The sequence below is a fragment of the Sulfurimonas sp. genome, from assembly GCF_050296975.1.
Classification (GTDB): Bacteria; Campylobacterota; Campylobacteria; order Campylobacterales; family Sulfurimonadaceae; genus Sulfurimonas.
This window is the reverse complement of the sequence record NZ_JBNKRX010000036.1, coordinates 154,232-172,522: the sequence shown is the minus strand read 5'-3', so window position 1 is coordinate 172,522 and position 18,291 is coordinate 154,232. Positions and strand designations below refer to the sequence as shown.

The 18,291-nt window shown below is 34.1% G+C and carries 22 protein-coding genes, 1 tRNA gene and 1 other RNA gene; 17 read left to right on the top strand and 7 right to left on the bottom strand.

Going from position 1 to position 18,291, the window contains the following annotated elements:
- Window positions 1-14: 14 nt before the first annotated feature.
- The 5 genes from rnpB (at window position 15) to ACQY56_RS11550 (ending at window position 2,016) form a co-directional block, all read left to right on the top strand.
- Window positions 15-342, top strand: an RNA gene (rnpB, locus tag ACQY56_RS11570) — RNase P RNA component class A.
- An 8-nt stretch (window positions 343-350) separates the two neighbouring features.
- Window positions 351-977, top strand: a complete 627-nt coding sequence (locus ACQY56_RS11565) for a hypothetical protein (RefSeq protein WP_428737865.1) — start codon at window positions 351-353, stop codon at window positions 975-977.
- A 43-nt stretch (window positions 978-1,020) separates the two neighbouring features.
- Window positions 1,021-1,227 carry a hypothetical protein gene (locus tag ACQY56_RS11560; protein ID WP_428737864.1) on the top strand — a complete coding sequence of 69 codons (207 nt, stop codon included), beginning with the start codon at window positions 1,021-1,023 and terminating at the stop codon, window positions 1,225-1,227.
- A gap of 76 nt (window positions 1,228-1,303) precedes the next feature.
- A complete protein-coding gene (locus tag ACQY56_RS11555) occupies window positions 1,304-1,849 on the top strand; it encodes a response regulator (RefSeq protein WP_428737863.1) in 546 nt (181 codons plus the stop codon).
- Window positions 1,850-1,941: 92 nt separating this feature from the next.
- Window positions 1,942-2,016: transfer RNA gene (locus ACQY56_RS11550), tRNA-Glu, on the top strand.
- 98 nt (window positions 2,017-2,114) lie between these two features.
- Here the strand turns inward: ACQY56_RS11550 and ACQY56_RS11545 are convergent.
- Window positions 2,115-4,373, bottom strand: a complete 2,259-nt coding sequence (locus tag ACQY56_RS11545) for a glutamine--tRNA ligase/YqeY domain fusion protein (protein ID WP_428737862.1) — start codon at window positions 4,371-4,373, stop codon at window positions 2,115-2,117.
- A 230-nt stretch (window positions 4,374-4,603) separates the two neighbouring features.
- Window positions 4,604-4,936 (bottom strand): hypothetical protein, encoded by a 333-nt coding sequence (locus tag ACQY56_RS11540; RefSeq protein WP_428737861.1) that lies wholly within the window; start codon window positions 4,934-4,936, stop codon window positions 4,604-4,606.
- Between the two features lie 173 nt (window positions 4,937-5,109).
- On the opposite strand from ACQY56_RS11540, the gene ACQY56_RS11535 reads away from it, so the two are divergent.
- Entirely contained in the window at window positions 5,110-6,354 is a 1,245-nt protein-coding gene (locus ACQY56_RS11535) for a glutamate--tRNA ligase (RefSeq protein ID WP_428737860.1), read from the top strand.
- Window positions 6,351-6,629: a YggT family protein gene (locus ACQY56_RS11530; protein WP_428737859.1), complete on the top strand. Its 279-nt coding sequence runs from the start codon at window positions 6,351-6,353 to the stop codon at window positions 6,627-6,629. The genes ACQY56_RS11535 and ACQY56_RS11530 overlap by 4 nt, the downstream gene beginning before the upstream one ends.
- Here ACQY56_RS11530 and ACQY56_RS11525 read toward each other — a convergent pair.
- From ACQY56_RS11525 to ACQY56_RS11515, 3 genes are all read right to left on the bottom strand, one after another.
- Window positions 6,626-7,045: a hypothetical protein gene (locus tag ACQY56_RS11525; RefSeq protein WP_428737858.1), complete on the bottom strand. Its 420-nt coding sequence runs from the start codon at window positions 7,043-7,045 to the stop codon at window positions 6,626-6,628. The genes ACQY56_RS11530 and ACQY56_RS11525 overlap by 4 nt on opposite strands.
- Before the next feature lies 1 nt (window position 7,046).
- Entirely contained in the window at window positions 7,047-7,982 is a 936-nt protein-coding gene (locus tag ACQY56_RS11520; protein WP_428737857.1) for a zinc dependent phospholipase C family protein, read from the bottom strand.
- A gap of 76 nt (window positions 7,983-8,058) precedes the next feature.
- On the bottom strand, window positions 8,059-8,523 hold the full coding sequence (locus ACQY56_RS11515; protein WP_428737856.1) for a hypothetical protein: 465 nt from the start codon (window positions 8,521-8,523) through the stop codon (window positions 8,059-8,061).
- Between the two features lie 64 nt (window positions 8,524-8,587).
- On the opposite strand from ACQY56_RS11515, the gene mobB reads away from it, so the two are divergent.
- From mobB to ACQY56_RS11480, 7 genes are read left to right on the top strand one after another with little or no spacing between them, the layout of a single operon-like run.
- Window positions 8,588-9,091 (top strand): molybdopterin-guanine dinucleotide biosynthesis protein B, encoded by a 504-nt coding sequence (gene mobB, locus ACQY56_RS11510; protein ID WP_428737855.1) that lies wholly within the window; start codon window positions 8,588-8,590, stop codon window positions 9,089-9,091.
- Between the two features lie 11 nt (window positions 9,092-9,102).
- Window positions 9,103-9,945, top strand: a complete 843-nt coding sequence (locus tag ACQY56_RS11505; protein WP_428737854.1) for a class 1 fructose-bisphosphatase — start codon at window positions 9,103-9,105, stop codon at window positions 9,943-9,945.
- A complete protein-coding gene (locus tag ACQY56_RS11500) occupies window positions 9,938-10,135 on the top strand; it encodes a hypothetical protein (protein WP_428737853.1) in 198 nt (65 codons plus the stop codon). Before ACQY56_RS11505 ends, ACQY56_RS11500 begins: the two co-directional genes overlap by 8 nt.
- Window positions 10,136-10,192: 57 nt before the next feature.
- Window positions 10,193-12,130 carry a methionine--tRNA ligase gene (gene metG, locus ACQY56_RS11495; RefSeq protein ID WP_428737852.1) on the top strand — a complete coding sequence of 646 codons (1,938 nt, stop codon included), beginning with the start codon at window positions 10,193-10,195 and terminating at the stop codon, window positions 12,128-12,130.
- Window positions 12,127-13,146, top strand: coding sequence for a hypothetical protein (locus tag ACQY56_RS11490; RefSeq protein WP_428737851.1), 1,020 nt, complete (start codon window positions 12,127-12,129; stop codon window positions 13,144-13,146). Before metG ends, ACQY56_RS11490 begins: the two co-directional genes overlap by 4 nt.
- Window positions 13,147-13,160: 14 nt before the next feature.
- The gene (locus ACQY56_RS11485) at window positions 13,161-14,291 is read left to right on the top strand and encodes a TRAP transporter substrate-binding protein (protein ID WP_428737850.1); all 1,131 of its coding nucleotides are present in this window, start codon (window positions 13,161-13,163) and stop codon (window positions 14,289-14,291) included.
- 3 nt (window positions 14,292-14,294) lie between these two features.
- Window positions 14,295-15,509: a putative glycoside hydrolase gene (locus ACQY56_RS11480; RefSeq protein WP_428737849.1), complete on the top strand. Its 1,215-nt coding sequence runs from the start codon at window positions 14,295-14,297 to the stop codon at window positions 15,507-15,509.
- Here ACQY56_RS11480 and ACQY56_RS11475 read toward each other — a convergent pair.
- Both ACQY56_RS11475 and queC read right to left on the bottom strand, forming a co-directional pair.
- Window positions 15,480-15,977, bottom strand: a complete 498-nt coding sequence (locus ACQY56_RS11475; RefSeq protein ID WP_428737848.1) for a M48 family metallopeptidase — start codon at window positions 15,975-15,977, stop codon at window positions 15,480-15,482. The genes ACQY56_RS11480 and ACQY56_RS11475 overlap by 30 nt on opposite strands.
- A gap of 16 nt (window positions 15,978-15,993) precedes the next feature.
- Window positions 15,994-16,668: a 7-cyano-7-deazaguanine synthase QueC gene (gene queC, locus ACQY56_RS11470; RefSeq protein WP_428737847.1), complete on the bottom strand. Its 675-nt coding sequence runs from the start codon at window positions 16,666-16,668 to the stop codon at window positions 15,994-15,996.
- Between the two features lie 71 nt (window positions 16,669-16,739).
- Here queC and ACQY56_RS11465 point away from each other — a divergent pair, with 71 nt between their 5' ends.
- The 3 genes from ACQY56_RS11465 to ACQY56_RS11455 are packed head-to-tail and all read left to right on the top strand — an operon-like array spanning window position 16,740 to window position 18,289.
- Window positions 16,740-16,922 (top strand): hypothetical protein, encoded by a 183-nt coding sequence (locus tag ACQY56_RS11465; protein ID WP_428737846.1) that lies wholly within the window; start codon window positions 16,740-16,742, stop codon window positions 16,920-16,922.
- Window positions 16,923-16,940: 18 nt separating this feature from the next.
- The gene (ybeY, locus tag ACQY56_RS11460; RefSeq protein ID WP_428737845.1) at window positions 16,941-17,360 is read left to right on the top strand and encodes an rRNA maturation RNase YbeY; all 420 of its coding nucleotides are present in this window, start codon (window positions 16,941-16,943) and stop codon (window positions 17,358-17,360) included.
- Window positions 17,360-18,289 carry a calcium/sodium antiporter gene (locus ACQY56_RS11455; RefSeq protein WP_428737844.1) on the top strand — a complete coding sequence of 310 codons (930 nt, stop codon included), beginning with the start codon at window positions 17,360-17,362 and terminating at the stop codon, window positions 18,287-18,289. Before ybeY ends, ACQY56_RS11455 begins: the two co-directional genes overlap by 1 nt.
- Window positions 18,290-18,291 lie beyond the last annotated feature (2 nt).

The following is an 18,291-nucleotide window of genomic DNA, read 5'->3' as shown; positions in this document are numbered from 1 at the left end:
TGAGTAGTATTTTAAAAGCATAAGAAGATAGTTACTTGAGCATCTTGCTCAAGAGGAAAGTCCGAGCTGCTGTAAGACAATGTTCCATTTAACGAATGGCCGTAGCAATGCGAGGGAAAGTGCAACAGAAACTAAACCGCCTGTATTAGGTAAGGGTGAAAAGGTGGTGTAAGAGACCACCAGTCTTTATGGCAACATAGAGAGCTTGTAAACCCAACATGGCAGCAAGAAGCAGATGGTTAGCGTCTTACAATTGCTATTGCTTCGCTAGAGACACAATGTAAATTGTGTAGTAGATTAATGCTATCACAACAAAACTCGGCTTATTCTTATGCTTTAAAAGGAAATATATGTATATAAAAACTTTTTTTATATCTTTTATACTTTTATTTACTTCCTGTACTTCAATTGATTTCAGCCTCAAACAAGATCATATACAATTATTTAAAGAAAATACTCTTATTATCGAGGGTAGTGGAGATATAGAATATATAAATAATTTAAAATTAAGCAATATTAACATCGTACAAAACGTATATCTTATGCATAATAACTCTGTTCTAACGGTTGAGCAACTATATACAGATAGTAGCTATAGTTTTGATGGAGCTATCAAAAAAACAATCTGGATAGGATTTAGTGATTATATATACTCTAAAGAGTTCGCACAAAGTAATGTAAGCTTTTTTTCTCTCAAAAGCAAAAAAGATAGTTCTAGACTCTATTTGATTGCACAAAGTCAAAATAAAAAGAGAATACAACTCTTATATGGCAAAAATGAAAAACTTTTTTATGCAATCATAAAAGCTATAAAAAACAATACAAGCATTAAGGATATAAACAAACTACAAAGTGATGATATCGTAGAGCTACATGATCCTAAAAGCTATATTAAAACGACGTGGAGTGAAAAAAACATCATTATAGATGGTTTGGTGCATAAAGATGGTGGAAAGCCTATAAAAAGTATTAAATAATTTTTCAAGAGAATATACATTATGTTAATCAATAAGGAATAATATGTCAGAACGAAAACAAAAGCTTATAGAAGATATACAAAATTTACTCAATAGCTATGAAGGTGTTAAACCAACAACTATCAACCCTTCTCTATTAGAGTTTATGGATGAAAAAACGCTTATAGGTATCATCGATTCCCTTTTAGATCAAAAAGAAGATTCTAAAGAAATTGATACTGTTTGGCTGGAACAATTTAAAACGCAATAGATACTTGTGTAAATTTGTTAATCACATTTACCAATTTTTTGATACAATGATGAAAATTTTTTGTTAGGAATTAATCATGAATATGGATTTAATAAAATTGACTGAACAAACAAAAAAGCTGACTGCGTTAGTTGTTGAAGATGAAAAGGTAACAAATGAGTTACTTAGTTCAACTTTTAAAAACTTTTTTGCAGGTGTTGAGTCTTGCTTTGATGGTGAGAGTGCTTTAAAAATATATGAACAAAAACAGCTAGATATTGTATTTGTTGATATTATCATGCCTGGTATGGATGGTATTGAGCTTTCTCGTAAAATTAGAGAGATGAATAAAGAGCAAATCATTATTGTTATCTCTGCTAGTAATGATATGGAAAAGATATCAGAGTCTATTGAAGTTGGTGTAAATAGTTTTATTCAAAAACCTATAGATACTAAAAAAATCATCGAGCTACTTGGTGGTGTTGTTGCAATGGTTGCAAAAAGAAAGAAAATTGAAACAAAAACTTTTTCTATCTCTCTTCCATTAGACCTTTACGAAATTGTAAACGACAATGCAAAAGCTGAAAGTATCTCTAAAAATGCCGTAATTATTAGAGCTTTAAGAAGTTTTTACGACGCTTAATTAGAAACAATACAAAATATAGATAGATTTTATATTAAATTAAGGAATCTATCTATATAATTTCGGCTCAACAAAACAGTTGAGCATTTTTTGGCCCCATCGTCTAGCGGTTAGGATCCATGGTTTTCATCCATGTTACAGGAGTTCGAGTCTCCTTGGGGTCACCAATATTCTCCTTTTTAAAACATCCATTTAACAATTATATATATTCATAATATTTTATTTTTGGACGGGCTAGTAAGCAAACCAATCTGTAAAGATTAGTCTACTGTAATTTTTGTGTTACGAGTTCGTTCACTACTTTTGGATTTGCTTTTCCATTTGTAGCTTTTAGTACTTGTCCTACAAAAAAACCAAATAGTTTTGAGTTCCCTGCTTTATATTTTTCTACATTATCTGGATTTTTTGCCATTATCTCATCAATTATAGGCTCTATGAGAGCTGGATCGCTTATTTGTACCAATCCTTTAGCTTCAACTATTTGTTTTGGGGCTTGTCCACTTATAACCATCTCTTCAAATACTGTTTTTGCAATCTTGTTTGAGATAGTTTCATCATCGATCATGCTAACTAGCTCAGCAATTTGAGCAGCACTAAACTTCAGTGTATCACTGCTCTGCTTCTCTTTAAGCTCACGCGAGACCTCATTTGCTACAATATTTGCCAATGTCACAGGGGAGTGGTTTATATGTAACGCATCTTCGTAAAAAGAGGATAATTGCTCATCACGTGCTAAAATATCTGCGACCATACTATTGAGTTTAAATTTAGATGTATATTTATCAAACAAAACTTGCTGTGTTTCATTCATAGGTTCAACTTCACCATCAATCTGTACTTTTTTCTCTTGAGGTTTACGTTCACTTCTTGGAGCTCTTTTTGTATCTTCTTTTTTACCCCAAGACTCTTTAAGCCCTACGATCTTGTTAAATACAGGGTTTTCATCTGTATAGTCGATCGGATCAGCGTAAAAGTACCCTTCTCTCTCAAACTGAAATCTAACATCAGGTTTTTGAGTGATAACAGCTCTCTCGATCAAAGCATTTTTCACAATTTTTAAAGAATCTGGATTAACATCTTCTAAGCCTTCTGGTGCTTCATCTTTAAAAAGTCTATCGTAAAGGCGTACTTCAATCTTCTTAGCAGTTGTGGCATCTACCCATTGGATCGCACTTTTTACCTTTATACCGCTTGTATCTTGTCCACTTTTTGAATCTGGGTTGTACTCGACGATGATCTCAGTAATATTGCCATCAGTATCTTTGATAATCTCTTTACATGTAATGATATACGCATGTTTTAGACGCACTGGCTGATGGAGTGTTAAACGGAAGTACCCTTTTGGAGGATTTTCACTAAAGTCTTCACGATCTATATAGATAGTTTTAGAAAAAGGTATAGCTCTTGAGCCCTCTTTTGGTACATCTTCAGGGTAGTACGATGCTTCCAGCTCTTCACTACCCTCATAGTTTGCTATTGTCACTTTGAGTGGATCAAGTACTGCCATAACACGTGGTACTTTTTTGTTTAGATCATCACGAATGGCAAACTCTAACTGTGCAACATCAACTGTTGAGTTTGCTTTTGCAATCCCGATCGAGTCACAAAAGTTTAAAATAGACTCAGGTGTGTACCCTCTTCTTCTATACCCTGCAATTGTAGGCATACGTGGGTCATCCCATCCGCTTACTCTTTTTTCATTTACAAGCTCTAAAAGCTTTCTTTTGCTCATAACAGTGTAGTTAATCCCAAGTCTTGCAAACTCATGTTGGTAAGGTCTTTTTTTAAGCCCTAAAGTGTCTAGTACCCAGTCATAAATCTCGCGGTTATTTTCAAACTCTAGTGTACAGATAGAGTGAGTTACACCCTCTATATAATCAGATAAACAATGAGCAAAGTCATACATAGGATATACTGCCCACTTGTCCCCTGCTCTAAAGTGATGTGCATGACGTATGCGGTATAAAAGAGGATCACGCATTTTCATATTTGCTGCAGACATATCGATCTTTGCACGTAATACATGCTCACCATCTTTAAACTCACCATTTTTCATACGCTCAAAAAGATCAAGGTTTTCCTCTACTGAACGATCAGCAAACTTGCTGCGACGACCTGCCTCTATAACAGTTCCACGATACTCTCGCATAGTCTCTTCATCGAGCGAATCAACATACGCTGTACCCATCTTTATAAGCTCGATCGCATACTCATAGAGTTTATCGAAATAATCAGATGTATAACGAACACTATTATCCCACTCAAAACCTAACCACTCTACGGCATCTTTTAAAGCTTCTACGTACTTTGTATCTTCTGTTGTTGGATTTGTGTCATCCATTCTCAAATTACAATGACCACCATAATCACGTGCAATACCAAAATTTATAGCGATAGATTTAGCGTGTCCAATATGTGGAAAACCATTTGGTTCAGGGGGAAACCTTGTTACAATCTCTTTATATTTTCCAGATTTTAAATCCTCTTCAACTATGGTACGTAAAAAATCTTTGTGTTCACTCATCGTTGTTTAAACCTTTTAAAAATGATAGTTTATTTAATGGGGTATTTTAGCGAATGTGAGCTTATAATATGCAAATAATTTACTGACTTGCTCCAATGCTTTGTATTGGAGTATGTATTTCATAGTTCAATTATAGATATGTATTTCCCCATCGGAGACGATGAGAACAAGTTCAGTATAAGTCTTATTTTTATTTCTAAGGTCCTTTGTTGTATAGTCTATAAAAATAATTACTTTGAAGGATGACATGAAAGTTTTGCAATAATTTTATCACTACAACATACTGAACCACCTGCCATAAAATAATAATCTCCAGCACGTACATCTTGCTTTTGGTTGTCCTTAAAAGTATATTCTCTTCCTTCATTGTCTTTTCGACCTTTGAGTTTTGCAAATTTATTTTGAGTATGTCCTGAAATTTTTGCTGTACAAACAGCCCAACCATCTTTCCCTTTTATAGTAATTCTTTTTTCTGCATGTCCAGGCTTATCTGGGAACTTTACTTCAAATCCAGATAGTTCGATTAAACTTAGCAATACTAATAATGTTAGAAACTTTACCATTCTTTCTTCCTTATATTAACTATTTATTCAATAAACATTATATACAAAATAGCTCAAAATATCAAAATTAAATAACACAAAATTTGTTGATTTAAATTACAAAAAACATTCATTTATCAGCCTCTTAGCTAAAACCTGATAAAATTCCAAAAAAAATAAAAACAGGAATATGGATGTTAAGATTTGCTTTTAGCCCTACTCATGATCTAAGTCTCGATGAGTTGCGACTTGCACTTTTGAACTTTATAGTTGCCAAGCAACGAAGTGAAGACTTTATAGTTAGAGTTGAAGATACAAGCAAAAGAAATGTCATAGAGGGTAAAGACAAAGAGAGTTTAGACTTACTTGATCTCTTTGGGATCAGATACACACAAACGATCTACCAAAGCCAAAACTTCCGTTTCCACTCTGCTATGGCATTGCAACTTATGCATGAGGGAAAAGCGTTTTCTTGTTTTTGTTCACCTGAATGGATCCAAGGTAAGATCAATGATACTGAGGCTGCAAAAAAACCTTATCTTTATGATGATGCATGTGCAAACCTTCCTGCTGAGCTTGTGATCGACAATACAAACCCTTTTACAGTGCGTATCTACAGACCTCAAAACGACATCGCGATAAAAGATCACCTTCAAGGAGATGTGACATTTAAAGCAGATACTATCGATAGTTTTATGATACTCAAACAAGACAAAACACCTATGGCTGATTTTGCAAGTGGGATCGATGATATGTTAAATGATATATCTCTTGTGATCAAAAGCCAAGAGGATGTAGAGAGCACTCCTAAACAAGTCTACCTAAGAGATCAACTAGAGTACAACAAACAAGTTGAGTATATCCATCTAGCACCTATAGGAGACGATGAAACTCCAAGTGTTCGATCGCTTTTAGAACAAGGTTATTTGCCAGAAACTATTGTAAACTATTTACTATCGATGGACCTAGAAGTTGCACTAGAGAAGTTTGATATCAAAACACTTCTAGTAAACCCAAAAAGTTTTAGTCTAAATGATCTAAAAGAGCTAAACAAAGAGTGCTTTAAAAATATGGATGCAAAAGAGCTTTCTCGTTATGTTGGTTTTGCAGATGCAGAGATCGGAGAGTTAGCGCGTTTATATGTTGATCAAGTGCAAACAACAAAAGAGTTAAAAACAAAAATAGCACCTATTTTTGAGCCTCGTGTTGTGCCAGAGGAGTTACAAGAGCAGTATAATGCTATAAAAAACTGCGCAAAACAAGCACCTTATTTTGATCAGTATGATGATTTTAAAGCTTATATTGCCAGTGAAACGGGTTTAGATAAGGAAAATATCTCTCAAACACTTAGAATTTTATTGTCAAATGCCAAAAGTGGTCCAGATTTGGCTAAAATTTACCAATATATTAAAAATTATCTAGGGGAGTTTACAAAATGATAGCAGAGATTATACAAGGTTTAGGTGGAATTATCATTGGACTTATCAATGTATATATAATTGTGATTATCATCGCAGCACTCATTAGTTTCGTAAATCCTGATCCATACAACCCTATTGTACAGTTTTTACATAGAGTGACTAACCCTGCGTATGCACTTGTGAGACGCTATATAAACACAAATCTTAATGGTTTAGACTTTGCACCACTTGTTATTGTTATCGCTTTACAAGTGGTGATAGTAGTGCTAAATGCAGTACTACGACATATCTAATAGTGAGTACATACCTCACTAGTCATTGTAAACTCACACGGTGGTAGCTCTTTTGGCAACCATCGATGATAATCCATTTGCGCACTACACCCAGCATCTTCAAAAAGAGCCCCTTTTTCATCTTTTGTACATATTAAAACGATAGCATGTCTATTTTGTTGCAAAATTTTTACACTATATTCATTAAATGGCTCTTTGAGTGATGGATCATGTTGTGTTGCCAATTCTAAGAGCTTTTCATCCGATATATTTTGATCCACTTGGGTATACCGGACTGTCGCTTCCACTGCACTAGAGAGTTTTGTCAGTGCAGATGATAGAGTGTACATCTTTTCTTGATACGAGTTATTTTTAGCTGCACATCCTGTGACTATAAACAAGATACTTATAATTAAAACTCTATATCTTTTTTTCATTCTAAACCTCCCACATACCATAGTTACTATTTGAGTCTTTTCCAGTATCTAAATTCCAATTTGCAATTGCAAGTTCATACGTTGTATCTTCTTCATATACTCCACGTGCAATGATGCGCCAGATATTAAGCACATTCTCTATAGCATGGTTAAAAATATCATTGTATGAGCTATACCCTTGAGGTGTTTGCAGATTGTCTATATATTGTCTATCGATTTCATCTTCTTTGGGGTATGTCAGTCCAGCATTGATAGCTACATGCCTTGCAAGTGGAAAAAGATGATTCCCCTCCTCTGCAAAGTCATCTACAAAATGACAAAACTTTTCATGCCATTTATCTATATTTGGAGGGTTGTTTTGAAATTCATTTTCATATGTATTTTTGAGCATATACTGCCACACTTTCAATACAGTAGGGTCAATTTTTTTTCTGTTCTCACCATCTGAGCATTGTTTAATCCCAGAATCAAGATGTTCATATACCCCTATCTCACCAAGGTTTAGTCGTTGAAAAATGTAAGCATCTTGATTCATCTCGCATCTTCTATGTGCAGTTTTATTTTGAGCATATTCTCCAACTTTTAACTCTACAATTGGATGAATAGTTACGTCTGTAATAACATGTGCACTATATCCTAAGAGCCAAGTTAATGCTTTATCTTTTTCATTTCCTTTAAGATGCTCATGAATGAACTTTATCCCATTATGGATCATCTCACCAGTATGTTCATAGTGCATTATATCTGCCCATTTTGCAGCATCACTATCCCCTATGTTTAAATAGGGATAATCTGGGCTAACACAACCTAGTTCACAATATTTAAAATACCTTAATATAGAAGCGATAGCTTGTATAGGAAAACCATCTATGCTTTCTAATCTATCAATCTCTTTGGCGATATTTACTAAAGTAATATGTGCATATGCTCCCGGCATTACCAATCCTTTAATAAAAAATAATTTTTTTTGTTATATTAAATGATATCATTCAAACTCTTAAGAGTTCTTGATATTACTCATCTTTTTTGAAGATCATTGTGCTTGAAGAGAGAGTTTCATTTTTTGCTTCAAAACTTAGAACATCAATATCTTTTTGTTCTGCAAACTCTACAAGAAAGTATCTATTCCATTTGTTTGAACTGTGCATAAAGTTTTGAAATTCATTGTTATTGGTTAATTCTTGAACTGATAAAGAGTTGTTAGAGTTAAGTGTGTATAAAAGAAGTTGTTTCCCCCCTTTTAAATACAAAGCAATATAGAAGTACTCATTTTCTTTATATTTTTGTGGAAAAACTTTGTTTAAATAAACTGCACTAATTGTTCCTTGAAATCCTATCTTATCTTCAATTTTTGAGCTGATAAAATTATTTTCCCATTGTTCTTGTTCTAGGCTAAAATGGAAATTATCAAACCCATTTTTATCAACACAAGCTGTAAAAAAAGTTATAAATATAAGGAGAGTTAGTACTATTTTCATCTCGAAATTATAGCTTACTTAAACTCATTTTCTGTATAATTACTAAAAATTTAAAAAGTTGCGTATGAAAAAAAGATTAGCAGTAGGTTTTACAGGACCTTCTAACAGTGGAAAAACAACATTGATGCTTAAAGTTGCAAGAAAACTAATCCATGAACACGGTTTAGAGGTTGCAATTATCAAGCACGATCCAAAAGACAAGGCAAGATTTGATGTTGAGGGAAAAGATAGTTACAAGTTTAGTGATACAGGGGCTGAAGTTATTGTAACCTCTCCTACTAGGACAACATACTTTTCTCATAGACACTCAGAACTCGATGATATGATACGATTGTTTCATAGTTTTGATATCCTTTTAGTTGAAGGGCTTAAAGGTTTACCACTTCCAAAGATAAGTGTATTTAGAAATGTTTTAGATGAGGATTATTTCCCATTTATGAATGCATTAGCGATTGACGAGAGTATAAATATAGTGGATTATAAAATACCTAATGATGTAGAGATGTTAAACTTGAATGATCCAGATCAAGTAATATCTTGGATATTAAAAAATGCAAAAGAAGTTTAAAAAGGAAAAAGATGGAAGCGATATTTGATGCGATACAAGCGAGTGCAAAAAGAATTAAAAATGCTATAGATATTAAAGATATTGGATATTCTCAACAAGAGAACAGCTCTGGTGAAACACAACTACAACTTGATATTCAATGTGACATGATTATTGAAGAAGAATTTTCACGTGTTACTTCAGTAAATACTATCTCATCAGAAGAGAAAGAACATGCAGAGGAATTACATCCAGATGGGGAGTACTTCATATCGTACGACCCACTTGATGGTTCTTCATTAGTGGATGTAAATTTAAGTGTTGGTTCTATTTTTGGTATCTATCAAGGTGGATTTGGGTCTGAAAATATGGTAGCTTCTTGCTATGTTGTATATGGTCCAAGAGTTGAGATGGTTTTTGCACAAAACAAAGTAAAACTCTACTTACTGCAAGATGGTGATTTTGAGTATGTAAAAGAGATCAGACTCACAGAAAAAGGTAAACTCAACGCTCCTGGTGGTACACAGCAAAACTGGGAACCATACCACAAAGAGATGGTAGATAGCTTCTTTGCTGAGGGGTATCGTCTTCGTTATTCAGGTGGAATGGTACCTGACTTACATCAAATCCTTTTAAAAGGTGGTGGATTATTTAGCTACCCTGGAACTAGCGATAAACCTGAGGGAAAACTTCGTCGTTTATTTGAAGTATTTCCATTTGCATTTGTATATGAAAAAGCTGGTGGTGAAGCTATTGATGGTAAAGGGAGACTTTTAGAACTCGGTTATAGACATCTTCACGATACTTCTCCATGTTTTTTTGGTTCAAAGTACGAGATTAGCCGTGTAAAAGAGGTATATTCTCAAAATGGATAACCAAGAAAAAGATAGATTTGAAATCTATCTTGATGAGATGATAGAAAAACTCCAAAAGTGTCAAGAACAACATAATATTGAGAGCTGTAGTTCTTGTGAACAATATTTAAAATGTGAACTTCGTAAAGAGTATGTAAATGCAGTTTATAACTCTATGAGCAAGGGTGACACTGGTGGATTTGAATTTTAGAGTGTCATTAAGACAAATTCGGTAAAATACAACAATAATTTTAGGTAGGATAAAAAATTGAGTAAATATATAACAACACCAATATATTACGTAAACGGAGAAGCGCATATTGGACATGCGTATACAACATTTATAGCAGATTCACTTGCACGCTACTATAAACTAACAAATGAAAATACTTTTTTCTTGACCGGAACTGATGAACATGGTCAAAAGATAGAGGAATCTGCACAAAAAAACAATAAACCTACACAACAATTTGCAGATGAAATCAGTGCTACATTTAAAAACCTTTGGGATGAGTTTGAAATCTCTTATGATAAATTTATCCGCACAACAGATGCTGAGCATAAAAAAGGTGTACAACACGCATTTATGAAGATGTATGACAAAGGTGATATCTATAAAGGTGAGTACGAAGGTCATTATTGTGTTAGCTGTGAAACTTTTTTCCCAGAAACACAACTTATCGATGGTGAATTTTGTCCAGACTGCGGCAGAAGTACAAACATCGTAAAAGAGGAAAGTTATTTCTTTAAACTCTCAAAATATGAAGATGCTCTTTTAAAACACTACGAAGCAAATCCTGATTTTATTATGCCTAAATCACGTGCAAACGAAGTTATTAACTTTGTTAAAAGCGGTTTACGTGATCTTTCAGTTACTCGTACATCATTTACATGGGGTGTACAGATGCCACAAGAGTTAAATGATGAAAAACACGTAATGTATGTATGGCTAGATGCCCTACTCAACTACGTTACAGCTCTTGGATACGGTAATGACAACGCTAAAATGGAAGATTTTTGGCCAGCAGATATTCACCTTGTTGGAAAAGATATCTTACGTTTTCATGCGATCTATTGGCCTGCTTTTTTAATGAGTTTAGACCTCCCTCTTCCAAAGCATATCGGTGCGCATGGTTGGTGGACACGTGATGGTGAAAAGATGAGCAAATCTAAAGGGAACGTCGTTTCTCCTAAAGAGGTTGCAGATGCATATGGTGCTGAGAACCTACGCTACTTTATGCTTCGTGAAGTTCCGTTTGGTCAAGATGGTGACTTTTCTCAAAGAGCATTTATAGATCGTATAAACTCTGAGCTTAGTAATGATCTGGGTAACCTTTTAAATCGTATTATCGGTATGAGTGGCAAATATAGTGATTTTGCAATTGATAGCGTTGATGTTGCAAAATACCACGCTAAAGAGATGGCACAGGTAGATGAAATTGTTGCTTCACTTGATGTTTTTATGCAAAATATCCAACCACACAGATACCTTGAAGAGTTATGGAGACTTTTTGCTATTGGAAATGGTGCTATTGCAGAGCATGAGCCATGGGTAAAGATGAAAAACGACCAAAAAGATCAAGCACTTGCAACTGTGGCACTTGTAGCAAATGTACTTGCAAAAGCAGCTGTGATGTTACACCCTATTATGCCTAAAACAACTGCTACAATTGCTGATGCACTGGGCTTTAGTATTGACAATACAAGCTACAATGACCTTATCCTTGATAAAAAACTTTTACAACCTTTTACTATCAAAAAAGTTCCACCGCTTTTCCCACGTGTTGAAGAGCCTTTAATGCCTGAAGCTCCAAAAGCTGAGCCAAACCCTCCAAAAGAGGTTAAAAAAGAGGAAACTAAAGCAGAAAAAGAGGAAGATAATCTCATAGAGATTGGACAATTCTTTGAAACAAAACTCAAAGTTGGTCTTGTTGTAGAGGCCGAAGAGGTTCCAAACAGCAATAAACTTTTAAAACTTCAAGTAGACCTAGGTGAAGGAAAAAATCGCCAAATTATTGCAGGAATCAAAGAGTTTTACTCCCCTACTGATCTTGTAAATACACAGGTGTGTGTAGTTGCAAATCTCAAACCTGCAAAACTCATGGGTAATTTAAGTGAAGGAATGCTTCTTGCTGCTAAAGATGAAGATGGTTTATGTTTAATCAGACCAGAAAAATCTAAAAAAGCAGGTACACCTATTGGATGAGGCTTGAAAATATCCTAGCACTTACACATGGAGAGTTAATTAGTTCTCCATATGTCAGCAATTTTAACAATATAGTTTTTGAAGCTAGAGCTGTAAAAAGAGGTGATCTCTTTGTAGCGTACGATGAAAATGCTATAGATGAAGCTGTATTTAATGGTGCTTATGGAATTATTTTCAATAAACCAACACAAATAAGCGATACCGAAATCGCTTGGATAAAAGTCCAAGATTTAGATGAAGCGCTCAAACGTTTACTACGTTTTAAACTCATCGATAAAAATATAACTGTTTATGAGAGTAATGAGATAGTTTTAAAACTTGCTTTACAAGTGGTTACTGAAACAAATTTCTTGGCACTTGATGGCGATATAAAGTCTATTTATCGTTTATTAGAAAACATTCAAGATGGTGGTGTTGTACTTTTTTCTCCAAAACTAACATCTGCAGATATATTTACAAAGATCAAGTCATTACCAACAAATATTACAGAGCCTATAGAAGTAATTGAGCAAACTCTCTTTGAGAGTTCATTTATCTATGATAATATCTTTTATGAAAGACAACTGATTTCACCTTTTTTTATACCATATTTAGAGCAACTATTGCATCTTTTTAAAGCTTTAAAGATAAACTTTAGACTTAGAAAGTTTACACCTATTGGTCATTTTGAAGCGGTATTTACAAATAAAAATTTTGAAATCAAAGAGTTTGGGACAAGTGACAAAGTGCTTATCTTTGAAAAAAGTGAAAGTTTTATCGAGAGTGAAATTGAGTATCTTCATAAACAAGCATATTGGGCAAAAATTCTTTATATTTTGCCAGAATCAAATTTTCAAATGCTCAATCAAGAGTTTATTGAAACATATAACATTGTGACATACAAAAATAAAAATGAGATACGCAATATCTTAAAACAGCACAATTTTCATTTTGCACTTATCATTGGTGCTGGAAAGTCCATACTTTCCCAAACTATCAATCTAAACGCACAATCAACACTCTTTGATTTTGCATAATTTGGGGTATCTATATGAATAGAAGAGATTTTTTAACAACTGCTAGCATAACGTCTGCTGCAATGGCTTTTAATGGTTGTAATGATAGCAACCGCCAAGCAATTGACTACTCAAAACATCCAAAAAAAAGTGTACATGATAAAGATATAAATATCAATAGAGCTAAAAAAACTGTTATTAAACTTGCAACCTCTTGGCCTGCTCATTTTCCTATCATTGGAATGGGAGTTGAGCGTTTTGTTGAACGTGTTAAAGAGATTAGTGGTGGAACTTTAGAGATCAAACTTTATCCTAAAAATACACTTGTCCCTGCCCTAGCAGTTTTTGATGCTGCTAGTAGTGGACAAATAGATGCTTTTCATTCAGGCCCATACTACTGGAAAGGGAAAAACTCTGCTTTTTCACTCTTTAGCGGAATCCCTTTTGGCTTTACTGCAGAAGAGGTAAACTCTTGGATGCTTTATGGTGGTGGACTTGATCTATGGCGTGAGTATTATGCAAAGTACAATCTCTACCCACTTCTTGGCGGCAATACAAATATTCAGATGGGTGGATGGTATCGCAAACCTATTAACTCACTAGAGGATATGCAAGGTCTTAAGATGCGCATCCCTGGTCTTGGTGGAGAGGTGTTTGCCAAGCTAGGAGTAAATCCTGTACTTTTACCTGCTGGAGAGATATATACATCACTTGAACGTGGCGTAATCGATGCAACAGAATGGGTTGGACCTGCACTTGATATCAAAATGGGATTTTATAAAGTAGCCCCTTATTACTACTCTGGATGGCATGAACCAGGTTCCGTACTTGAACTCACTTTCAACAAGCATTCTTGGGAAAAATTGGCACATGAACACAAAGCAATGATAGAAGTGGCATCAAGTGAAATGAATGCCAATATGACTTCAGAATTTCATGCACAAAATATACATGCACTTCAAGAGCTTCAAGGTCTAGGTGTTACACTTTCACAATTTCCAAAAGATGTTATGGATACTGGAAAAAAAGCTATCGTAGAGGTTGTAAAAGAACAAAGTGAACAAAATAAAGACTTTGAAACAATCTATGACTCCATTGATAAGTACCTAAAACTTTCAAAAAAATGGAGTGATGTAAGCTTAGGGTATTTTTTAAATCAAAGATAGTCTATGAAACAAATTTTTATCCTATTTTTTTTAAATCAAATTCTATATGGCTGGAATGGAATACTTTTAGACAGTACAAATGCTCAAGTTATAAAAGATGCAACTGTCAGTGATTCTACCCATGCAGTAAAAAGTGATATGTATGGTCGTTTCTCTATAGATACTCTTGAAAACACTTTACATATTAAAGCTTATGGGTATAGACCTTTGAGCATTCAAACAGATCAAAACATCTCGTATTATAGATTATCACCTATCCATATAAAAGCGTTATACCTAACATTTTGGGGAGCTTCTAACAACTCTCCAAGATTAGAAAAAATACTTGAACTTATGGATAAAACAGAGTTAAATGCAGTAGTTGTAGATATCAAAAATGAGTACGGTTCTACGATGTTTTGGACAAAGTTCAAACAAGCCAATAAATACGGTGCTTATCTTAAAAGAACTAACCGCAATATAGAAAAGTTCATGCAGACTTTAAAAGAGAAAAATATCTATACAATTGCAAGAATAGTAACCTTTAAAGATGAGTTACAGGCTACAAACAACTACGAGTATGCTATTAAAAACAATGATGAAAACAAAACTCTCTGGAGAAACCACGATGATTTGGCTTGGGTTGATCCATATGATACACAATCTCACGATTATACTATCCGTATAGCCGAAGAAGCTGCTCAGGTTGGTTTTGATGAGATAAACTTTGACTATGTTCGATTTCCTGCAAAAACAAACCTATCATTTCAAAAGAGACATACACAAAAAAATAGAATCAAAGCAATTGGAAAATTTTTAGATACTGCACAAGAAAGACTTAGAAAATATGGTGTTTTTATCTCGGTAGATATCTATGGAAATGTTTGCTGGAGTAAAGATGATAATGGTATAGGACAAACTATAAATTCTTTAGCACAACATGCTGATTATATAGCGCCTATGCTCTACCCTTCAGGTTTTGCAAGTGGTTCTTTTGGAAAAGATTCCCCGGCAAAATATCCTTATATGGTTGTATATAAAAGCATTATAAATATTAACGACAAAATAGAACCTATTAGGGTTCGTCCTTGGTTACAATATTTTCAAGATTACACTAGTGCAAATGTGCATTATAAAAAAGATGAGATCAAACAACAGATAAAAGCAGCAGAGGATGCAAATACAAGTGGATGGATGTTATGGTCTCCATCAAGTAGATATGATTTGGATGTTTTTTAGCTCTTTACGCAGTGTTTGTGCGTTTAAAAGATACTGTTCAACTAAAGCATGAAACTTTTTTGAATGATTCATATGTTTTAAGTGCGCTAGTTCATGCACAACTATATAATCCACAAGATGTTCTTCAAGCCTTAACATCTCTTTATTGAGTGTAATCACGCCTGATGAGCTGCAACTTCCCCATCTTCTTCTCATTTTTCTAAACTTGAGCTCTTTGTATGGTAATCGCATCATACTACTATAAAACTTTACCCTGCTTTGTAAGAACTCTAAGGTATGGAGTTGTGTATGATGTAGTAATTGTTTTTGATCAATTTGAAGTAGTTTTTTTGCAATCCACTGCGCTTTATTGTCTAAAAGTTCATCTACAAAATGTTGCGATTTATAGGGTGTTTTTACAACAACCTTTTTATCTGGAGAGATAGATATATAACTATGTTTGAGTTTTTTGTTTACAATAATTTCCAAATCATATTGTTTAGTATTATGCATATTTTATGGGGTCTATCGCTCCAGCTTGTTTAAAACCATTGAGGCGTAATCTACAACTATCACATACACCACATGCCTCATTTTCATCTTTGTAACAACTCCAAGTAAGCTCTAAAGCAACGTCAAGTTTAAGGGCTTCTTGAACTATCTCAGATTTTTTCAGATGCACCAATGGCATTTTAATCTCTATATTTGTTTCATCTTTAGTTCCAAGGTTTATAGCGTTTTGCATCGCTTCTATGTAATTTTCTCTACAATCAGGATACCCACTGCTATCTTCTTCAACAACACCTATAGCTATAACACTTGCCCCCTCTTTTTCAGCAATTGCAGCAGCCATTGAGAGAAATATCCCATTTCTAAAAGGGACATATGTAACTGGTATACCCTCTTCTATACCAGAAGTTGGGACATCAATATTTTTATCTGTAAGTGCTGAAGCTCCAAGACGAGCAAAAAAATCTAAATCCAATACATACTTTTCTTTTATGTCTAATTTTTCGCAAATTGCTTCAAAACACTCTAGTTCTTTTGTCTGTGTTCTTTGATCATAATTAAAATGAACACCTACAATCTCATAACCATCATTTTTCATCATGTATGCAGCAAGGGTAGAATCCATCCCACCACTCATAATACATACTGCTTTTTTTCTATTTTCTTTCATAATGAGATTTTAGCATATCTTTTAAAATTATTTGTTATACTATTATACATATAAACACAAGGAGCCATATTATGAGTACTTCATCTGTAAGTTCTGGTTCTACAATGGCAGCTATCCAAGTTGATGTCATGAAAAAAGCACAAGAAGTTGCCGCGAGAGATGTTTTAAGTGTTTTAGACAGTGCTTCACAACAAACACAACAAACTTCATCTGCCATAGCAGGAATTGGAAATAACATAGATATCAAAGCGTAGTTTGCTATAATTTCGCTTATGATAGATATAGAAAACAAAACAGATTTAAAGATAGATACTTCTAAATTGGAAACTATCTTAAAATCTTTGACACAACAAGAGGTTGAGCTTGTTATTACAGACAACCAAGATATCCGAACAATCAACAAAGAGTACAGAGGAAAAGACTATCCTACTGATGTACTGAGTTTCCCTTATGAAGAGATGCCATTTTCTCCGCTTGGCAGCATTGTAATCTCAAAAGAGTTTGTTGAAGAAAAAGCTTCTGAGTTAGGACATAGTGTACAAGATGAGTTTACACTTCTATTTATTCATGGGCTTTTACATATTCTTGGATACGATCACGAAGTTGATAATGGTGAAATGAGAAAGATGGAAGAACAACTCATCAAAAAATTTAATTTACCAGATAGTCTTATCGTTAGAACGGAGGGTTAATGGACTACATTATATTTTTAGTAGCTATGGCAGCTTTGATATATGGTGCAGATTTTATCATCAAAGAATCGGAAAGAATTGCTCTACACTTTAATATATCACACTTTGTAATTGGTGCAACACTTGTTGCTTTTGGCACATCATTACCAGAAATGGCAGCTTCAGTTATGGCAGCATTTTATGGAAAAACAGATATGGCAGTTGCCAATGTTGTAGGGAGTGTTACACTAAACATCACACTCGTTTTAGGAGTTGTATTTTTAATTGCAAAAGCTATGAAACCAAAACGTGATCTTTTTGGGTTGGATAGTGCATGGGTGATTATTCCGGTGATTATCTTTCTTGTAATGATACAAGATGGTATAATCGGACGTTTTGATGGAGTTTTATTTGTACTTATGATGGTTTCTTATCTTATCTTCCTTTTTAGAAGCTCTAAAGAGGATTTAGAAGATGAAATCGATGAAGAGTTAGAAAAAGAGAAGTTTGCTTGGTTGAAATCAATTGCTCTTTTAGTTATAGGTTTTACATTCACTATTGGTGGTGCACATTTTGTTGTTGAGAGTGGGACAAGTATTGCCAGAGTTCTAGGAGTTAGTGAGTGGATAATAGGATTATTTTTGATCTCTTTTGGAACATCTTTACCTGAGCTTATCGTCTCTATTGTAGCTGTTAAAAAAGGCAATGCTGAGATGAGTATAGGAAATATCATAGGCTCAAATGTAGCAAATTTTTCTATGGTTTTAGGCTCAGCTGCACTTGTACACCCATTAGCAATAGATGTGACAAAAACATCATTTGATCTTATTGTTCTTACATCTGCTTCACTAACTTTACTCTTCATCATCGCAAATAAGCTTTATAACAAAGCTGGGGGAATCTTTTTGTTAACTATCCTAGCATTACTTATTCAAAACTACATAGTTTAAAA

What these genes read in the sequence shown, in the direction of transcription:
- ACQY56_RS11565 (WP_428737865.1), top strand. Translation starts at nt 351, where the DNA reads ATGTATATAAAAACTTTTTTTATATCTTTTATACTTTTATTTACTTCC.
- ACQY56_RS11560 (WP_428737864.1), top strand. Translation starts at nt 1,021, where the DNA reads ATGTCAGAACGAAAACAAAAGCTTATAGAAGATATACAAAATTTACTC.
- ACQY56_RS11555 (WP_428737863.1), top strand. Translation starts at nt 1,304, where the DNA reads ATGAATATGGATTTAATAAAATTGACTGAACAAACAAAAAAGCTGACT.
- ACQY56_RS11545 (WP_428737862.1), bottom strand. Translation starts at nt 4,373, where the DNA reads ATGAGTGAACACAAAGATTTTTTACGTACCATAGTTGAAGAGGATTTA.
- ACQY56_RS11540 (WP_428737861.1), bottom strand. Translation starts at nt 4,936, where the DNA reads ATGGTAAAGTTTCTAACATTATTAGTATTGCTAAGTTTAATCGAACTA.
- ACQY56_RS11535 (WP_428737860.1), top strand. Translation starts at nt 5,110, where the DNA reads ATGTTAAGATTTGCTTTTAGCCCTACTCATGATCTAAGTCTCGATGAG.
- ACQY56_RS11530 (WP_428737859.1), top strand. Translation starts at nt 6,351, where the DNA reads ATGATAGCAGAGATTATACAAGGTTTAGGTGGAATTATCATTGGACTT.
- ACQY56_RS11525 (WP_428737858.1), bottom strand. Translation starts at nt 7,045, where the DNA reads ATGAAAAAAAGATATAGAGTTTTAATTATAAGTATCTTGTTTATAGTC.
- ACQY56_RS11520 (WP_428737857.1), bottom strand. Translation starts at nt 7,982, where the DNA reads ATGCCGGGAGCATATGCACATATTACTTTAGTAAATATCGCCAAAGAG.
- ACQY56_RS11515 (WP_428737856.1), bottom strand. Translation starts at nt 8,523, where the DNA reads ATGAAAATAGTACTAACTCTCCTTATATTTATAACTTTTTTTACAGCT.
- mobB (WP_428737855.1), top strand. Translation starts at nt 8,588, where the DNA reads ATGAAAAAAAGATTAGCAGTAGGTTTTACAGGACCTTCTAACAGTGGA.
- ACQY56_RS11505 (WP_428737854.1), top strand. Translation starts at nt 9,103, where the DNA reads ATGGAAGCGATATTTGATGCGATACAAGCGAGTGCAAAAAGAATTAAA.
- ACQY56_RS11500 (WP_428737853.1), top strand. Translation starts at nt 9,938, where the DNA reads ATGGATAACCAAGAAAAAGATAGATTTGAAATCTATCTTGATGAGATG.
- ACQY56_RS11490 (WP_428737851.1), top strand. Translation starts at nt 12,127, where the DNA reads ATGAGGCTTGAAAATATCCTAGCACTTACACATGGAGAGTTAATTAGT.
- ACQY56_RS11485 (WP_428737850.1), top strand. Translation starts at nt 13,161, where the DNA reads ATGAATAGAAGAGATTTTTTAACAACTGCTAGCATAACGTCTGCTGCA.
- ACQY56_RS11480 (WP_428737849.1), top strand. Translation starts at nt 14,295, where the DNA reads ATGAAACAAATTTTTATCCTATTTTTTTTAAATCAAATTCTATATGGC.
- queC (WP_428737847.1), bottom strand. Translation starts at nt 16,668, where the DNA reads ATGAAAGAAAATAGAAAAAAAGCAGTATGTATTATGAGTGGTGGGATG.
- ACQY56_RS11465 (WP_428737846.1), top strand. Translation starts at nt 16,740, where the DNA reads ATGAGTACTTCATCTGTAAGTTCTGGTTCTACAATGGCAGCTATCCAA.
- ybeY (WP_428737845.1), top strand. Translation starts at nt 16,941, where the DNA reads ATGATAGATATAGAAAACAAAACAGATTTAAAGATAGATACTTCTAAA.
- ACQY56_RS11455 (WP_428737844.1), top strand. Translation starts at nt 17,360, where the DNA reads ATGGACTACATTATATTTTTAGTAGCTATGGCAGCTTTGATATATGGT.